Here is a 16,600-nt window from a genome sequence, read left to right on the forward strand (position 1 = left end):
CCTCAGACCTGCTGTAAAAGCAGGCCTTTTTCTGGCCCGGAATTTTCTGGTATATGCACAATTCGCCGCTGCTGTCCTGCATCGCCGTCACAATATGTTAAGGTAATAGCTGATGATTTTTCTTTAATTGCAGCGACGAACTAATCAATGTGCCGGGTGACATGATACGGAAAACAGGGGTTCTCTCTTTGATTGCGCTGTCGCTGACTGCCACGCAGAGCGCCCGCGCCTTTCAGTCTGAAACAGCGGTGTCAGAGACGCCATTCGACGATCCTGCGCGCTACAGTCAGTCGCTGCCGACGCTCGGCGGTGCCAGCGATCAGGATGAAGAGTGGAGCAAAAAGCTGGCGGCCGTGGCTAAAAGTATCGGCGAAGCGAGTAACAACAGCGACAGCAATGTAACGTTTGGTCAGCAGGCGGGCGTCTGGGCGTTCAATCATCTGCGCGATGAAGTGGCCGATCGGGTTGAGAGCGAAGGGCAGTCACTGCTTTCCCCTTACGGCACCGCGCAGCTGGATCTGAAAGTCGACATGAACGGAAACTTTAACGGCACCGGCGGCGATCTCTTCAGCGCACTGGCGGACGAAAACAGCCGGCTCACCTTCAGCCAGCTTGGGCTGCACGATACCGGCGATGGGCTGGTGGGCAATGCGGGACTGGGACAACGCTGGGATGCCGGTGACTGGCTGCTGGGTTACAACGGCTTTGTTGACCGCGTGTTTAGCAGCGGCCTGCAGCGCGCCTCAGTGGGCACGGAAGCATGGAGTGATTCAATGCGCTTCTCGGCTAACTACTATCAGCCGCTTTCCGGCTGGAAAAATCTGGGCGATTCGCAGCAGCAGCGCATGGCGCGCGGCTACGATATTACCAGCCAGAGCTATCTGCCCTTTTATCGTCAGCTGGGCGTCTCGGTGAGCTATCAGCAATATCTGGGTGAGAATGTCGACCTGTTTAACAGCGGCAACCGTTATCACAATCCCTCCGCCATGTCGTTTGGCCTCTCTTACACGCCCGTGCCGCTGGTGACATTATCCGCCACCCATAAAACCAGCAGCGCCGGTGAGAGCCAGGATCAGCTGGGGCTGAAACTCAACTACCGCTTTGGCGTGGCGCTGCGACGTCAGCTTGATGCCGGTAACGTCGCGGAGGCGCACTCTCTGCGCGGCAGCCGTTACGATACCGTCACCCGCAGCGATACGCCGGTGCTGGCTTTCCGTCAGCGCAAAACGCTGTCCGTGTTTCTGGCGACACCGCCCTGGCAGTTAAGCAGTGGCGAGAGTCTGCCGCTGAAGCTGCAGGTGCGCGCCAGCAATGCTATCAAGGCGGTGAGCTGGCAGGGCGATACGCAGGCGCTGAGCCTGACCCCCCCCGCCAATAACGCCGATCCGCAGGGCTGGAGTGTGATCTTACCGCAGTGGGATCCGTCGCCAGGCGCCAGCAACGAATATCGTCTGTCGGTGACGCTGGAGGACAGCAAGCAGCAGCGCGTGACCTCTAACTGGATTACCCTGAAAATTGCGCCACCGATGACCGTGGACGAGGCCCCGCAGAACGATCGTTATGATTTAATGGCACCCAGTGGTACCACGCTGTAGCCGGGTTGCTTTACTGCACAGGAAGGCGTGAGGGAATTAATAGCGGCGGTGATGTGCAGACGGTGTTGTTAACATCTGCAGGCCCGACAGCGGTTGCTGTCAGGGAGGCGCTGTCGGGTTGACGCAAGCACGGGTTCGGCAGCGTGACATTGCTATTGTTCCTGCATTGACCGCGGGCATCGCCAGGTGAATGCAGGAACGACACTACGCTATAAGCAGGGTATTCATAGGGGAGTAGGGTCATTGCCAGAGCTACGGTTTAATACAGCGACCCGATTATCAGTTAACCATGCTCATCACAATACGCACCGCTCTGGCGTAAACTTCTCGCTTACCATTTACCGATCGTGCTTGCTGATGTTGCAGGAATGCAATTATGTCCTGTATGCCCGCTGTCTTGCCTGACTTCAGCAGGCTCGACACAGCGTGTCCCACGACGGCATGGACGTCATCCATATCGGCCGGTTTATCGGTACTCAAAAGAAACTCCAGCGCAACCGTTCTGCTGAATAGCCTCTGAAGGGACAACACTCAGGCGATTCAGCTTTATCAGCCTGGTCACAGGTTTTATGTAAGCTGGCATCATGGCAGCGCCTTAAGCAGCTTTTCGCGCAGCGTTGCCACCTGCGTCGTCAGCTCACCCAGTTCACTACAGGCGGTATCCATCACCGAGATCATATCAGCCGGGACGTCAGCCGCCGCGACTTTAAGCTGGTGGCCCTGTTCTGTCAGAGAGATCAGCACCCGGCGTTCATCATTTCCTGTGTCACGCTGGCGGCAGATAATGCCCGCGCTTTCAAGGCGCTTAAGAAGCTGACTAAGCGTACCGGAATCAAGCCGGACGCGTGCACCAATATCAGAAACAGCCAGGCGATCTTTTTCCCACAGCACCAGCAGCACCAGATATTGCGGATAGGTCAGTCCCAGCGGTTTTAACCGCGACTGGTAGAGCTTTGTCATGGCAAGTGAGGCGGAATAGAGTGCAAAACAGAGAAACTGGTCGATGGTTTCAGGCGCTGTAATGGCGGGAGGCGTATCGGAGAACCCCGCGGGTTCATCATTCATATCTTTACTCATTCTGAGTCCGGGGTAGGACAGCCAGATCACAGGCTGTTTGCCAGCCGTGAAGTCTCGCGAATATTGTCTTGGGGAGATGTTAATGTCGGTAGCATCTCTTTTCTGGTTTACAACACCCAATCTTTTAGCGCTATCGCAGCGGGAGGAAAAGCCTTTAGCTTTTTAGCAGTGCCGCCGATTCAAAGCCTGCACAGTATTGAGTCTAATTAAATTGAAGTCAACATAACCTGATGCAACCCTTGCGCACAACGTGCGCCGGGTGCAACGCCGCGAAGATCGGCAGCACAATTTCAGCGTTTAACCCAGGCTGAAGCCGCCCGCCGATAAGGCTTATACGGTGAAGGTCTCTACCATACCGCGCAGGTCGCGCGCCTGGGCCAGCAGTGACTGCGACGCAGAAGAGGACTCTTCCACCAGCGCGGCGTTATTCTGCGTGACGCCATCCATCTGACTCACCGCAATGCTGACCTGGGAGATGCCCTGCATCTGTTCCCCGGACGAGAGCGAGAGGTTGTCCATGGCATCGGCCAGTTCACCGACGCGGCTGACAATCTTCAGGATGCGCTCACCCGTTCCCGCCGCCACGGTCACGCCATCCTCGACCTGCGTCACAGCCTGCTCAATCAACTGCTTAATGTCACGAGCTGCGGTGGCACTGCGCTGGGCCAGCGATCGCACCTCACCCGCGACCACGGCAAATCCGCGGCCCTCTTCACCGGCGCGCGCTGCTTCTACGGCGGCGTTGAGCGCCAGAATATTGGTCTGGAAAGCGATGCCTTCAATCACCGACGTAATATCGCGCACCCGAACGGCACTCAGCGAAATGTCGTGCATGGTTTCTGACAGGCGCTGAACATCTGCTTCGCCCGCATGGGCCAGGGTGGCGGCCTCGCGCGCTGAACCGGCAGTCTGCTGCGCGCCCGCGGCGTTGCTTTTTACCGTGGCGGTGAGTTGCTCCATGCTGGCGGCCGTTTCCTGCAGCGCAGCCGCCTGCTGCTCGGTACGGGATGAAAGCTCGGTATTACCCTGCGAAATCTCATCGGCCGCCAGCGCCACCGAGGCGGATGCCCCTTTAATCTGCGTAACCAGTTCGCGCAGGCTGGTCTGCATGCCGCTTAGCGAGGCAAGAAGACTGCTGCTATCGCCACGGCGCAGCGTGACCGGCGAGGTGAGATCACCCGCGGCAATCGCAGCAGCCAGCGTCTGAGCCTGCACCGGTTCGCCGCCCAGCTGGCGCATCAGTATCCGTACAATAAACGCGCAGGTGACGACGGCAGCCAGCATGGAGAGCACCGCCAGGATGATCAATATCCAGGTGGTGTGGGCGATGGCGTTACCGTTATCCACTACTGCATCCCGGCTGCTTCGCATTTCCAGCCCGGTCAGATCATTTAACGCCTTCAGCAGGCTCTGCTGAGCCGGCCGCGCAACCGTCAATAGATAGTGGGCGACCTCCTGCTGACGATTTTCCATCCCCAGTTTTCCGGCGGTCATCAGCGTGGAGAGGGCGGCTTCTTCAGTGGACTCGATTCTGCTCATCGCTTCCTGTCCTGCCTGCCCGGTGTCGCTCTGCATCATGCGAGACAGCGTTTCGCGGTTACTGATGTAGAGTGCCCGCTGTTTTTGCAGACGTTCCCATTCTGGCTGCATGGCAGCAGGATCGGTCAGCAGGGCAATATTACGCACCGCGATTGCCATATCCCGCACGCCACCGCGCATATCCAGCACCGTCTGGTAATTTTTCAAACGGACATTAACCACCTCGTCCATACCATTGCGGGCGCTATTCAGAGCATGAATCGCGGTACCGGTACAGAGAATAAACAGCAGAATAAGCAGGCCAAACCCTGCGCTCAGGCGCGTTGAAATTTTCATCTCTCTTTCCGGGAAAGTGTATTGGATAAACCGGTATCGGCAGGAGAGGAGTCTTCTGGAGGGTTACGTTTAATTAAATTGATCACTACTTAATTTTGTGCGATTAAAAATCCCACACTTATCTACCCATTTCGTTCAAAAAATTATACCTGGAGTAAGCGTAGATCCCCGGCCAATACGTTGATAAATAACTTTTTGTATTCTGACGAATGTGCACCTTTTCGCGCCAGGCGGCAGCGCACTGCACCCATTGCTTACCCGGTCAAAGCCGCCGGAACACACAAATTTAACCGGACGGGCCTGTTAATCTGGCCGCTGCTGCCGATAGAACACTAATCGACATTGATGACGTAGCCGACACGCATCGGGCTTCGCAGAACGTCTGTCTCACTGACGTAAGGTGGGAGAGAACGTGTGAATGCGATGAGTAAAAATCGCGGAGGGGTGATAATTGTCGGCAGCTTAGCAGACATTGAATGAGAAGTACGCCCCGGTTTATTACTGAAAATTAAAACAAAACTCTGACACATTCCATCACCGGGAACTAACGCATGCGCCTGAAACTTTTCTGGCTCGCAATGCTGAATATTGCGACCATCATTTTACTCTCCACGCTCTGGGAATTTGGGCTGGAGGCGCGGATCTCAAGCCTGCTGGGCCTGGGCTATGATCCCGATTTTGAAACCAGCGAACGGCTGCGGTTTATCCTGACCTCCACCTCATTTGCCGCACTGGCAATGATTATTCCGGCGCTGCTTATCGCGGGTCTGATACGTAAAACCCTGATCGCGGAAAAAAATGCGCTCAGGCTGGCCGGAACGGATGCGCTGACGGGGGTCATGAACCGCCGATCATTCAGCGCGCATCTTGCTGCGCTTGATGCCTGTGGGACGCCCTACACTCTGACGCTGCTCGACATCAATGACTTTAAAAGTATCAATGACCTGAACGGTCATCGTCAGGGCGACGCCACGCTGGTCGCGCTGGCCACTATGCTGACCACCTCGGCTGACTCCGGGAGCCAGGTGTTTCGCATCGGCGGGGATGAATTTGCCATTGTTGCCGACGCTTCTCAGGTCGCGCAGGCGCTGGCCGCCGCCGAACGTTTCTGCCAGCAGGCGGCATCGATCCAGACCGGTCCGCACACTTTTCTGAGCCTTTCAGCAGGCATTGCCAGCTCAGCCTGCACAGGTCAGGCCGATGTCGTGCGGGCGGCGGATCTGGCGTTATACGAGGCGAAGCAGGATAAGTGCACTTATCTGGCGCGATTCTCCCCGGACATGGAGCTGCGCTTTCGCCAGCGGGAAAGGCTGGAGCAGGAAGTTGTTGCCGCCGTTAGCGGACATGCCATCGTTCCCTTTCTGCAGCCGCTGGTTTCACTGCGCACCGGCAACATTACCGGCTTTGAGATACTGGCGCGCTGGATCACTGCGTCCGGTCAGACGGTTTCACCTGCAGAGTTTCTGCCAGTGGTGGAGCGGCTGGGGTTGATGGACAGCATGACTGTGGCGCTGCTGCAGGATGCTGTCAGTGCCACCCGGGCATGGCCAGCCGGCCTCTGCCTGTCGCTGAACATTACCCCGGAGCAACTGCTGAGACCGTCGCTGACCAGCTGTTTGTCCAGCATTATGCAGCATGCCGGGCCGGTAATGCTGGAACTTGAAATCACCGAACAGAATGTCATGGCCATTTCTGACGATGCCCGCCAGGCGATCCGTCTGCTGAAAGAGGCCGGTATCGGCGTGGTACTGGATGATTTTGGCACCGGCTACTCCAACCTGTCGGTTTTGCTGGGGCTGGGAATTACCAAAATCAAAATTGACCAGACGTTTATCGCCGGAATCGTGAACGGATCTGAGCAGCGAAAAGTGGTGGAAACGCTGCTGGCACTCTGTCAGGGGCTGAATGTGATCATTACTGCAGAGGGTATTGAGGATGTCGCCACGCTGAGGTGGCTGAGAAAGCGCGGCTGTGATTACGGTCAGGGATATCTCTTCAGTCGTCCGGTGCCTGCCGGGCAGGCCACCACGCTGCTGGCGTCCGCTAACGTGGAGGAATTGATGCAGGAAGAGGCGGTGGCCGTTAGCTTAGTCAGGTCGCTGGGCTGAAAGCTGCGCCACATTTTCTGTGGCCGGGATTACAACAATAAACGGGCCAGGTGGTCAGAACCGGGCCCGCTGTCACATCAGAACTGGTAAATCAGACCCAGGGCGGTGATGTCGTCGGTCGCCAGGCGAAGCGGATTGTTATCTTTCAACAGGTTGATGCGGTACTCACCATAGACCGACATGTTCTTGTTGAAGTAGTAAGTGGCACCCACGGCGGTGTATTTAATGATGTCGGCATCGCCGATATTCTCAATTTCCTTGCCTTTGGATGAGACGTAACCCACGGACGGACGGAAGCCGTTCAGGAACTGATACTGCGCCACGGCTTCAACGTTCTGCGCTTTGTTAGCGAAACCGCCGGTTATCGGCGTGGCATTCAGGGTTTCACCGTACATGGCAGCCAGATAGACCTGGTTCGCATCATATTTCACCGAGGTCGCCCAGTGCTGGGCTTTTTCGCCTTCTCCGCGTGCGGCCGCGTTCTGCGCCGTGGTGCGATCCAGGCTGGCAAACGCGCCGGCAAAGCTCAGGCCGAAATCGAAGTCATAGGAAGCGGAGAGGGCGAAGCCGTCGCCGTTAGAACGACGTACGCCGTCAATGTTACTGCTGCGATCGTTTTTGCTCTGATACTGCGCGGCAAGGTTTAAGCCGTCGACCAGACCAAAGAAATTGCTGTTACGCCAGGTCAGCACACCGGTTGAGCGGCCAGAGAGGAAGGCGTCGGTATAACCGGAGTCGCCGCCGAAGAATGGCAGCATATCGGTATAACTCAGCACGTCATAGACCAGGCCGTAGTTACGTCCGTAATCCAGCGAACCTGCCTCGCCAAACTTCAGGCCAGCATAGCCCAGACGGGTACGGTTGGTGGCCTGCGCGTCACTGCCCTCGGAATTATGCAGACTGTACTGATACTGCCAGAAACCGTAGCCGGTAAGCTGGTCAGTAATCTTTGTCTCGCCTTTAAAGCCAAAGCGGGCATAAGAGGAGGTATCACCATTGTTGTTGTTATCATCAGAAAAGAGGTGTGACACGTTAATCTTGCCGACCAGATCCAGCTTATTGCCATCCTTGTTATAAACTTCTGCGGCCTGCGCGGAGGAGAGACCGATCAGTAACGGCATGACAGCCGCCAGTAAAGTGCGCTTCATCATTTAATTATTACCCTGTATTCATTAATTATTATTCCCCTGATGTGGGGTGAAGAGAAAATGACACAAAAAAATAAAAGTACAAAGCGCAATAAAAGTAACAAAATGTTATGTCTATATTCAGCTGATGGATAACAGCGAGAAACAGAAGATTAAATAGTAAAGTAATAAGATTTTCTTCTAATAAGTAATCATGAGTAATCTGATTTTATATCTATTTTTATCAATGGCTTAATCTTGTGAATAGTGGTCTTAAATGGGCTTTTTTTGTACGTTTTTAAATCAATATAACCCCTGATTAAATTATGGATGATTATCCGATAAGAATAACCTTATAAGGATTTTATTCTAACCATTAGTCTGCGTATTAATATTTGTTCATCTTTATGGAATATTCTTTCTGGCCCGATAATCACCTCCGGAATAATAGTCAGAGTTGCTGATTAAATATTGATCACCCTGTTTATAAAATAGCCTGAAAAAGATACCTGGATGAATGTGTCTGCAGGGGGAAATGAAAACCTTTTGTTAAATAAAGCCAGGTTGTTCTGACATTTCCGGACGAGTTCCCCGCGTAATCGCTGCACCAGCGCGAGGCAAACTGCGCTAAAACAGGGCACTGGAGGGGCTTTTCTGGAGAGATAATTTATCAGCGATCACAAAAGCGATATTTCATCCCGTGAATGCATAATTCCGCTGTTTAAAACCCGGTTCTGGCGCTGCAATCAGACAATTATTCACTATATATGCAAATTAAGTGAATATTGTCAGCGTGTAACTTATTGATATTACGTCGTGAAGACCATTTTATGCATTAATTCTCTGGCTGGCATGTTAACTGCACTCTACAGTAGGGCTGCACTACAACATCTATTAACAATTTCAAAACATAAGCTTTACCTGGCCGGTAAAGTAAAGCAGGAGAGTGGGTTATGGCACTGCACGTTTCACGTCACGATTTCGATCAATGGATGATGCCGGTTTATGCGCCTGCGACTTTTATACCGGTTCGCGCGGAAGGCTCAACCGTCTGGGATCAAAACGGCAAAGATTATATCGACTTCGCCGGTGGCATTGCCGTCAATGCGTTAGGGCATGCGCATCCGGCATTACAACAGGCGTTGCAGGAACAGGCCGCACGTTTATGGCATACCGGTAATGGCTACACCAACGAACCGATCCTGCGGCTGGCGAAGCAGTTGATCGATGCCACCTTCGCTGACCGGGTGTTCTTCTGTAACTCCGGGGCGGAGGCGAACGAAGCGGCGCTGAAACTGGCACGCAAGGTGGCGCATGATCGTGTTGGTCCGCATAAAAGTGGCATCGTGGCGTTTAAGAATGCATTTCATGGCCGCACCCTGTTTACGGTAACCGCCGGGGGTCAGCCCGCGTACTCAAAAGATTTTGCGCCGCTGCCGCCAGAGATCCAGCATGCCCCGTTTAACGATCTGGCGGCGGCGGCTGAACTGATTAATGACCATACCTGCGCCGTCATTGTTGAACCCATTCAGGGTGAAGGCGGCGTGCTGCCTGCCGATCCGGCGTTCCTGCGTGGATTGCGTGAGCTCTGTGATAAGCATCAGGCTCTGCTGATTTTTGATGAAGTGCAGAGCGGCGTTGGCCGAACCGGTTCGCTTTATGCCTATATGCATTATGGCGTCACGCCGGATGTGCTCACCAGCGCCAAAGCGCTGGGCGGCGGCTTCCCGATTGGTGCGATGCTGACGCGCGAAGATCTGGCGATGGTGATGGGCGTTGGCACACACGGCACCACCTATGGCGGCAATCCGCTGGCGGGTGCAGTGGCTGGTAAAGTCATGGAGTTGATCAACCAGCCTGAACTGATGGCGGGTGTAACAGAACGTCACCAGTGGATTGTGGCGGCACTGGATGAGATCAACCAGCGTCTGCATCTGTTCAAAGAAGTGCGCGGTCTTGGCCTGCTGATTGGCGCGGTGCTCAGCGACGATTTTGCCGGTAAAGCCAAAGCGATCAACCTTGCTGCCGCGGAAATGGGCGTCATGGTACTGATTGCGGGTGCCAATGTGGTGCGTTTTGCCCCGGCGCTGAATATCAGTGAGCAGGAAGTGAAGCTGGGCATGGCCCGCTTTGCCGAGGTGTGTGAACGCCTGGTGCGAGGGTCAACATCATGATGGTAATCCGTCCGGTTGAACGCGATGACTTAAGCCAGTTGATGGCGCTGGCGGGCAAAACCGGTGGCGGGCTGACCTCGCTGCCGGTCGATAGCGCCACGTTACAGGCGCGTATCGATCGATCGCTGCAGACCTGGGAGGATTCTCTGCCACCTGCCGAACAGGGGTATGTTTTTGTGCTGGCCGATAGCGAAGATAACCGCGCCGTCGGCATCTGCGCCATTGAAGTCGCGGCGGGGCTGCAGGATCCCTGGTACAACTTTCGGGTCGGTACCCAGGTGCATGCCTCAAAAGAGCTGAATGTTTATGCCGCGCTGCCCACCCTGTCGCTGAGTAACGACCATACCGGCAGCAGTGAGCTCTGCACGCTGTTTCTCGATCCCGATTACCGTGATGGCAAAAACGGCTATCTGCTGTCGAAGTCACGCTTCCTGTTTATGGCCAATTTCCGTGAACGTTTTACCAACCGGGTGGTGGCCGAGATGCGTGGCGTCAGCGATGAGCAGGGCCATTCGCCGTTCTGGGAGAGCGTTGGCAGCCGCTTCTTCTCTATGGAATTCAGCAAAGCGGATTTCCTTAGTGGCACCGGACAGAAATCGTTTATCGCTGAACTGATGCCGAAACATCCGCTCTACATCGACTATCTGACACCGGAAGCGCAGGCGGTGATTGGACAGGTCCATCCGCAAACCGCGCCTGCGCGGGCGGTGCTGGAAGCGGAGGGCTTCCGCTACCTCAGTTATGTCGACATTTTTGATGGCGGCCCGACGCTGGAGTGCGATATCGATCATATCCGCGCCGTGCGTAAAAGCCGTCTGCGCAGCGCAGAACGGGGCGAAAACCCGGCGGATGGCCCGCTCTGTCTGGTTGCCAATAGCGATTATCGCCAGTTCCGTGTGGCGCTGATTCCGGCAAAGGCTGACAGCGACAGCGTGCGACTCACGGATGAACAGATGCGGGCGCTCCATTGCCAGCCGGGCGACTGCCTGCGCGTAGTGACGCTCTGCAAAGAGGAGAAAACAGCATGACACACCTGATAAATGGACAATGGCTGGCCGGTGACGCTGAGATTCTGACGAAAGCGGATCCGGTCAGCGGCGAAACATTATGGCAGGGGCACGCGGCCTCAGCCGCTCAGGTCACCGCAGCCTGCGAGGCGGCACGCGACGCATTTCCGGCCTGGGCCAGACGCCCGCTGGCGGAACGGCAGGCGATCGTTGAGAAATTTGCCGCCGGGCTTGAGGCGCATAAAACGGCGCTGGCGGAAACCATCGCCCGTGAAACCGGCAAGCCGCGCTGGGAAGCGCTGACCGAAGTGGGCGCGATGATCAACAAAATCGGCTTTTCGGTGAAGGCATACCATAGCCGCACCGGTGAGCAGCATGAAGGCGAAAGCTCGCTGCGCCACCGCCCGCATGGGGTGCTGGCGGTGTTTGGCCCCTATAACTTCCCGGGACATCTGCCAAACGGCCATATCGTTCCGGCGCTGCTGGCGGGCAACTGTGTGGTATTTAAACCCAGTGAACTGACGCCACTGACCGCCGAAAAAACCGTTGAGCTCTGGCTGGCTGCGGGCCTGCCTGCCGGCGTGCTGGCACTGTTACAGGGCGGACGTGAAACCGGCCAGGCGCTGGCCAACTGTCAGCAGATCGATGGCCTGCTGTTTACCGGCAGCGCCCATACCGGCTATCAGCTGCATCGCCAGTTTGCCGGTCAGCCTGAAAAGATGCTGGCGCTGGAGATGGGCGGTAACAATGCCCTGATTGTTGAAGATCCGGCGGACACCGATGCGGCTGTCAACCTCACGTTGCAGTCAGCCTTTATTACCGCCGGTCAGCGCTGCACCTGCGCGCGGCGTCTGCTGGTCAGGCGCGGCGATGCAGGAGATGCGTTTCTGCAGCGGCTGGTGGAGGTGGCAGGACGACTGCAACCCGCCGCCTGGAACGCTGAACCGCAGCCGTTTATGGGCAGCGTGATCTCCACCGGCGCGGCAGAGAAGATTATGGCTGAGTGGCAACGGCGGGTTGAGGCGGGCGGCAAGGTGCTGCTGGCGATGCGCTGGCCGGATCGCCACAGTGCCATCCTGACGCCAGGTATTATCGATTTAACCGGCGTACAGGGCATTCCTGATGAAGAGGTCTTTGGTCCGCTGTTAGGCGTAGTCCGCTATGAGACATTTGACGAGGCGATAGCGCTGGCGAACCAGACCCGTTACGGCCTGTCGTGTGGGTTGATCTCACCGTCACGTCAGCAGTTTGATCAACTGCTGCTTGAAGCACGTGCCGGTATCGTTAACTGGAACAAACCGCTGACCGGCGCAGCCAGTACCGCGCCGTTTGGCGGCATTGGTGCCTCGGGCAACCACCGCGCCAGCGCCTGGTATGCGGCGGATTACTGCGCCTGGCCGATGGCCTCGCTGGAGACGCCTGACCTGACGCTGCCCGCCACGCTGTCGCCGGGACTCGATTTCTCCGCGCCGGAGGCGACGCCATGAAGGCAACCGAAGCCAACTTTGATGGGCTGGTGGGGTTAACGCACCACTATGCCGGACTGTCGTTTGGTAACGAAGCCTCTACCCGCAATCAGCTGCAGCCGTCGAACCCCCGTCTGGCAGCTAAGCAGGGGTTGCTCAAGATGAAAGCGCTGGCCGATATGGGCTATGTTCAGGGGGTAATTCCGCCGCATGAGCGGCCCAATATTGCGGTGCTGCGCCAGCTCGGTTTTGGTGGCAGCGATGAGCAGGTGCTGGCTGCGGCCGGGAAATCCGCCCCGGGATTACTCTCCGCCGCCAGCTCAGCCTCGGCGATGTGGGTCGCCAATGCTGCCACGGTCTCGCCGTCAGCGGACAGCCTTGATGGCCGGGTTCACCTGACGGTGGCGAACCTTAACAACAAATTCCATCGGGCGACAGAAGCGCCGGAAACGGCCTGGCTGCTGCGTTCCATCTTCCGCGACGATCGCCATTTTGCGGTGCATGATGCTTTGCCGCAGGTGGCGATGTTTGGCGATGAAGGGGCGGCGAACCATAACCGGCTGGGCGGCGCTTATGGTGAGCGCGGCGTGCAGCTGTTTGTCTATGGCCGCGACAGCAGCCATGAGGGCAAAGCCCCGCAGCGCTATCCGGCACGTCAGACCCGGGAAGCCAGCGAGGCGGTCGCCCGTCTGCATCAGCTCTCACCGGAAAGCGTGCTGTATGCGCAGCAGAATCCTGCGGTGATCGATCAGGGCGTGTTCCATAACGATGTGATTGCGGTAAGTAACCAGCAGATGCTCTTCTGTCACCAGCACGCCTTTGTTAATCAGCCTGAACTGCTGGCGCAGCTTCGGTCGCGCGTCCCCGGTTTTGTGGCACTGGAAGTGCCGGAAAATCGGGTGTCAGTGAAAGATGCGGTGGAGACTTATCTGTTTAACAGTCAGTTGCTGAGCCGTCCCGACGGCACCATGATGCTGGTGCTGCCGGAGGAGTCACGTCAGCATCCGGGTGTCTGGCGCTATCTGTGTGAACAGGTTGAGGCTGATACGCCACTCAAAGCCCTGAAGGTGTTTGATCTGCGCGAAAGCATGTATAACGGGGGTGGTCCAGCCTGCCTGCGTTTGCGGGTGGTGCTGACACCACAGGAGCAGCAGGCAGTGAATCCGGCGGTGCTGATGAACGATCGGCTCTTCAGCACGCTGAATAACTGGGTTGACCGTCATTACCGCGATCGCCTGACCCAGGCCGATCTGGTCGACCCACAATTGCTGCGTGAGGGACGCGACGCGCTGGATGAACTGACGAAGCTGCTAGACTTAGGAAATGTATATGCATTTCAGCAGTGAAGGAGGGGGCAGCACAGGCTGCCGCCTGCTCAGGGCGAAAAGGAGGAACGATGCAGGACTTTTTACAGCAAACGCTCTCCGGCGAGATGCCGCGTAAGCGTAGTGGTGAAACGGCGCATCTTCGCTGGCAATGGTTGTATCACGGCATACTGTTGATGGAGCCGACGGTGCCGGTTAAACAGGCGCTGGTGCTCTCTGCCGGGATCCACGGCAATGAAACGGCTCCGGTAGAAATGGTGAACCAGCTGGTTAATCCGCTGCTGCGGGGCGAAAAGCCATTACAGCAGCGTATGCTGGTGATTCTGGGTAATCCCTCAGCGTTACGCGTCGGTAAGCGCTATGTGCGTTATGACATTAACCGGCTGTTCGGCGGACGCTGGCAACAGATTGATGATGGTGATGAGGCCCGTCGCGTGCTGCGGCTGGAGCAGGCGCTGGAGACCTTCTGGCAGCTGGGCGAGTGCGATGAAACGCGCTGGCATCTCGACATGCACACGGCTATTCGTGGCTCTTATCATCCTCAGTTCGGCGTCATGCCGCACAATGAACGCCCCTGGCCGCCCGCATTTCTTGACTGGCTGGCCGCGGCCGGGCTGGAAGCGCTGGTGTTTCATCGCTCGCCGGGCGGTACCTTTACCCACTTCAGCTGCGAGCACTTTGGTGCGGCCAGCTGTACTCTGGAGCTGGGCAAAGCGCTGCCGTTTGGTGAAAACGATCTCAGTCAGTTCACTGCGGCACAGCAGGCGCTGGCGTCTTTACTCTATGGCGAACCGCTGCCTGCGGCGACGGTTAAACCGCGTCACTATCGGGTCGCGCAGCAGATCACCCGACTGAGTGAGCACTTTACGCTGCATATGTCGCCGGAAACGCTGAACTTTACCGCGTTTCCACAGGGGACGTTGCTGGCGGAAGACGGTAGCACCCGCTATTACGTGCAGCAGGCGCGGGAGTATGTGCTGTTCCCTAACCCTAACGTGGCCGCCGGGCTGCGTGCCGGACTGATGCTGATTGAAGAGAGCGAACAGACCCAGGCGCTGCCGGTCTGATAGCAGTTAACAGCCCAGACCATCGGCGCTAAAAAAGCGACAGGAAAAGTGGAAGATCGGCTTCCGCTTTCCTGTCGTAACCCTTACACTCCTCCATAATTTCTGCGAAATTCGCTTTAAATTCATAAAGATTTTCAATTCCTCACGCCTTTCTTCTTATTCTCTTCATGATTGCCCGATTTTTATCTTTTATGCTTTCACGGCTTTACTCAGACTCTGAGTAGTTGACGTTCAGCGTCGTATGCTTGTTTCCGAAGACGCGACAGAGTGCTGTCGTCATTATCATGAATACTAAGGACACTATTATGCGCAAACTGACTTCCCTTTTACTGGCTTCTTCGCTGGCGTTTGGTGCAGCCAGCGCCGTCCATGCAGCCGCTGACAACCTGACTCCACCGCCAGCAGGCAGCGAAAAAGCGATGCACAAGCCGCCAATGCGCCACGGCATGGAGATGATGTTTAAAGGTCTGAACCTGACCGACGCGCAGAAAACTCAGATGCGCGACATCATGAAAGAGAGCCACAAAGATATGAAACGCCCGTCACTGGACGAGCGTCGTGCGGCCCACAGCATTATTGCCTCTGACAGCTTCGACCAGAGCAAAGCAGAAGCGCAGGCAGAGAAGATGTCCGCCAATGCCAAAGAGCATGCGCTGAAGATGCTGGAAACCCAGAACAAGCTCTATAACGTGCTGACGCCGGAGCAGAAGAAACAGTACAACGCTAACTTTGAAAAGCGTCTGACTGAGAAAGGCCCGCACGAGGGCAAAATGGCACCGCCAGCAGAACCGGCTGAATAACACTCGTTAAGCGAACGGTCTGAGACCGCCGGCGCTGTCCACTGAAGGTGAGTGGGCAGCGTCGGCGGTTTTTTTATAGCGGCAGAATAGGGTAGGCACCCGACAGAATCGGGCGGCAGAGGATTTTGTAGCCGTCGTGATCAAAACCGCCTTTGGGCCGCTGCAGTTTTCTGGCCTCATCCATGCTGCTGACCGAACCGAGATAGAACCAGTGGTCGATAACGTGGATCTGCGTCATCTCTTTGCCTTTCTCCACCAGCCCCACGGCACCCTGCCACGGCCAGCAGAACACCCGCACGTTTTCCAGCGCTTCCAGCAGTCGATCCTGATGATCGCTGATCGGTTCTTTACCACAGCAGGCTCCGGCGCAACGGCGCAGTGCCGAGCGGAAGCAGCCTCGCCCTGCACTCAGCGCTTCCAGACCCAGCAGGCCATGACAGAGCTGATACTCATCCGCGAGTTGCTTGAGCCGTTCCAGCGCGGCGAAGCGACTACGATAGAGCCCAAACAGGTTGGGGGACTGACTGAAATCGAGGTCTTTTGCGTAGACCACATTCGGTTTGCCATCGGTAATCTGCAATGAACAGAGCTGACGGTTTTTGCGCAGTCGCTTATTGAACAGCGGCTGCTGGGTTTTGATCATCTGCGCTTCCAGCAACAGCGCGCCGAGGTCGCCCGCGGTAGGGATCCAGCTCACACGCCGCGACTGGCGCAGCATTTTCGCCTCGTCCGGGGTGCGGAAATGGGACATCACCCGCGAACGCAGATTCACACTTTTACCGATATAGAGCGGCAGCGATTCACTTTCGCCGTGGAAGGTATAGACGCCAGGATGATTTGGCAGGCCTTCCAGCCATTCACGCAGGTGTTCGGGATATTGATAAATTGCATTCGCGTCGGGTTCGGGGCGAAGTATGGCAGAACGTCTGACCAAGATGGACTCCATTTACTGGTTGTCCATACAGCATAACAGGCAGGT

General features: G+C 56.3%; 13 protein-coding genes. 8 read left to right on the plus strand and 5 right to left on the minus strand.

The window, feature by feature from the left end; translation table 11 throughout:
* Positions 1-161 precede the first annotated feature (161 nt).
* Positions 162-1,595 carry a YchO/YchP family invasin gene (locus AC0T7J_RS00455; protein ID WP_473791391.1) on the plus strand — a complete coding sequence of 478 codons (1,434 nt, stop codon included), beginning with the start codon at positions 162-164 and terminating at the stop codon, positions 1,593-1,595.
* A 279-nt stretch (positions 1,596-1,874) separates the two neighbouring features.
* Here AC0T7J_RS00455 and AC0T7J_RS00460 read toward each other — a convergent pair whose 3' ends face one another.
* From AC0T7J_RS00460 to AC0T7J_RS00470, 3 genes are all read right to left on the minus strand, one after another.
* A complete protein-coding gene (locus AC0T7J_RS00460) occupies positions 1,875-2,075 on the minus strand; it encodes a hypothetical protein (protein WP_473791393.1) in 201 nt (66 codons plus the stop codon).
* Positions 2,076-2,177: 102 nt separating this feature from the next.
* Positions 2,178-2,672 (minus strand): MarR family winged helix-turn-helix transcriptional regulator, encoded by a 495-nt coding sequence (locus tag AC0T7J_RS00465; RefSeq protein WP_473791395.1) that lies wholly within the window; start codon positions 2,670-2,672, stop codon positions 2,178-2,180.
* Positions 2,673-3,002: 330 nt separating this feature from the next.
* Positions 3,003-4,547, minus strand: a complete 1,545-nt coding sequence (locus tag AC0T7J_RS00470; protein WP_473791397.1) for a methyl-accepting chemotaxis protein — start codon at positions 4,545-4,547, stop codon at positions 3,003-3,005.
* Between the two features lie 551 nt (positions 4,548-5,098).
* Between AC0T7J_RS00470 and AC0T7J_RS00475 the strand changes: the two genes are divergently transcribed.
* Positions 5,099-6,655 (plus strand): putative bifunctional diguanylate cyclase/phosphodiesterase, encoded by a 1,557-nt coding sequence (locus AC0T7J_RS00475; protein ID WP_473791399.1) that lies wholly within the window; start codon positions 5,099-5,101, stop codon positions 6,653-6,655.
* A 77-nt stretch (positions 6,656-6,732) separates the two neighbouring features.
* Here AC0T7J_RS00475 and AC0T7J_RS00480 read toward each other — a convergent pair whose 3' ends face one another.
* Positions 6,733-7,806: a porin gene (locus tag AC0T7J_RS00480; RefSeq protein ID WP_473791400.1), complete on the minus strand. Its 1,074-nt coding sequence runs from the start codon at positions 7,804-7,806 to the stop codon at positions 6,733-6,735.
* A 929-nt stretch (positions 7,807-8,735) separates the two neighbouring features.
* On the opposite strand from AC0T7J_RS00480, the gene AC0T7J_RS00485 reads away from it, so the two are divergent.
* The 6 genes from AC0T7J_RS00485 (at position 8,736) to spy (ending at position 15,621) form a co-directional block, all read left to right on the plus strand.
* Positions 8,736-9,956: a bifunctional succinylornithine transaminase/acetylornithine transaminase gene (locus AC0T7J_RS00485; protein WP_473791401.1), complete on the plus strand. Its 1,221-nt coding sequence runs from the start codon at positions 8,736-8,738 to the stop codon at positions 9,954-9,956.
* A complete protein-coding gene (gene astA, locus AC0T7J_RS00490; protein ID WP_473791402.1) occupies positions 9,953-10,984 on the plus strand; it encodes an arginine N-succinyltransferase in 1,032 nt (343 codons plus the stop codon). Before AC0T7J_RS00485 ends, astA begins: the two co-directional genes overlap by 4 nt.
* On the plus strand, positions 10,981-12,450 hold the full coding sequence (gene astD, locus AC0T7J_RS00495) for a succinylglutamate-semialdehyde dehydrogenase (protein WP_473791404.1): 1,470 nt from the start codon (positions 10,981-10,983) through the stop codon (positions 12,448-12,450). The genes astA and astD overlap by 4 nt, the downstream gene beginning before the upstream one ends.
* Positions 12,447-13,775 carry an N-succinylarginine dihydrolase gene (gene astB, locus AC0T7J_RS00500; protein ID WP_473791405.1) on the plus strand — a complete coding sequence of 443 codons (1,329 nt, stop codon included), beginning with the start codon at positions 12,447-12,449 and terminating at the stop codon, positions 13,773-13,775. Before astD ends, astB begins: the two co-directional genes overlap by 4 nt.
* Before the next feature lie 50 nt (positions 13,776-13,825).
* The gene (astE, locus tag AC0T7J_RS00505) at positions 13,826-14,821 is read left to right on the plus strand and encodes a succinylglutamate desuccinylase (protein ID WP_473791407.1); all 996 of its coding nucleotides are present in this window, start codon (positions 13,826-13,828) and stop codon (positions 14,819-14,821) included.
* Positions 14,822-15,126: 305 nt separating this feature from the next.
* Positions 15,127-15,621, plus strand: a complete 495-nt coding sequence (gene spy / locus AC0T7J_RS00510) for an ATP-independent periplasmic protein-refolding chaperone Spy (RefSeq protein WP_010245731.1) — start codon at positions 15,127-15,129, stop codon at positions 15,619-15,621.
* Between the two features lie 73 nt (positions 15,622-15,694).
* On the opposite strand, the gene cho is transcribed toward spy, so the two are convergent.
* On the minus strand, positions 15,695-16,555 hold the full coding sequence (gene cho / locus AC0T7J_RS00515; protein WP_473791409.1) for an excinuclease Cho: 861 nt from the start codon (positions 16,553-16,555) through the stop codon (positions 15,695-15,697).
* Positions 16,556-16,600: the final 45 nt, after the last annotated feature.

The organism is Pantoea sp. E956-1, from assembly GCF_982223955.1.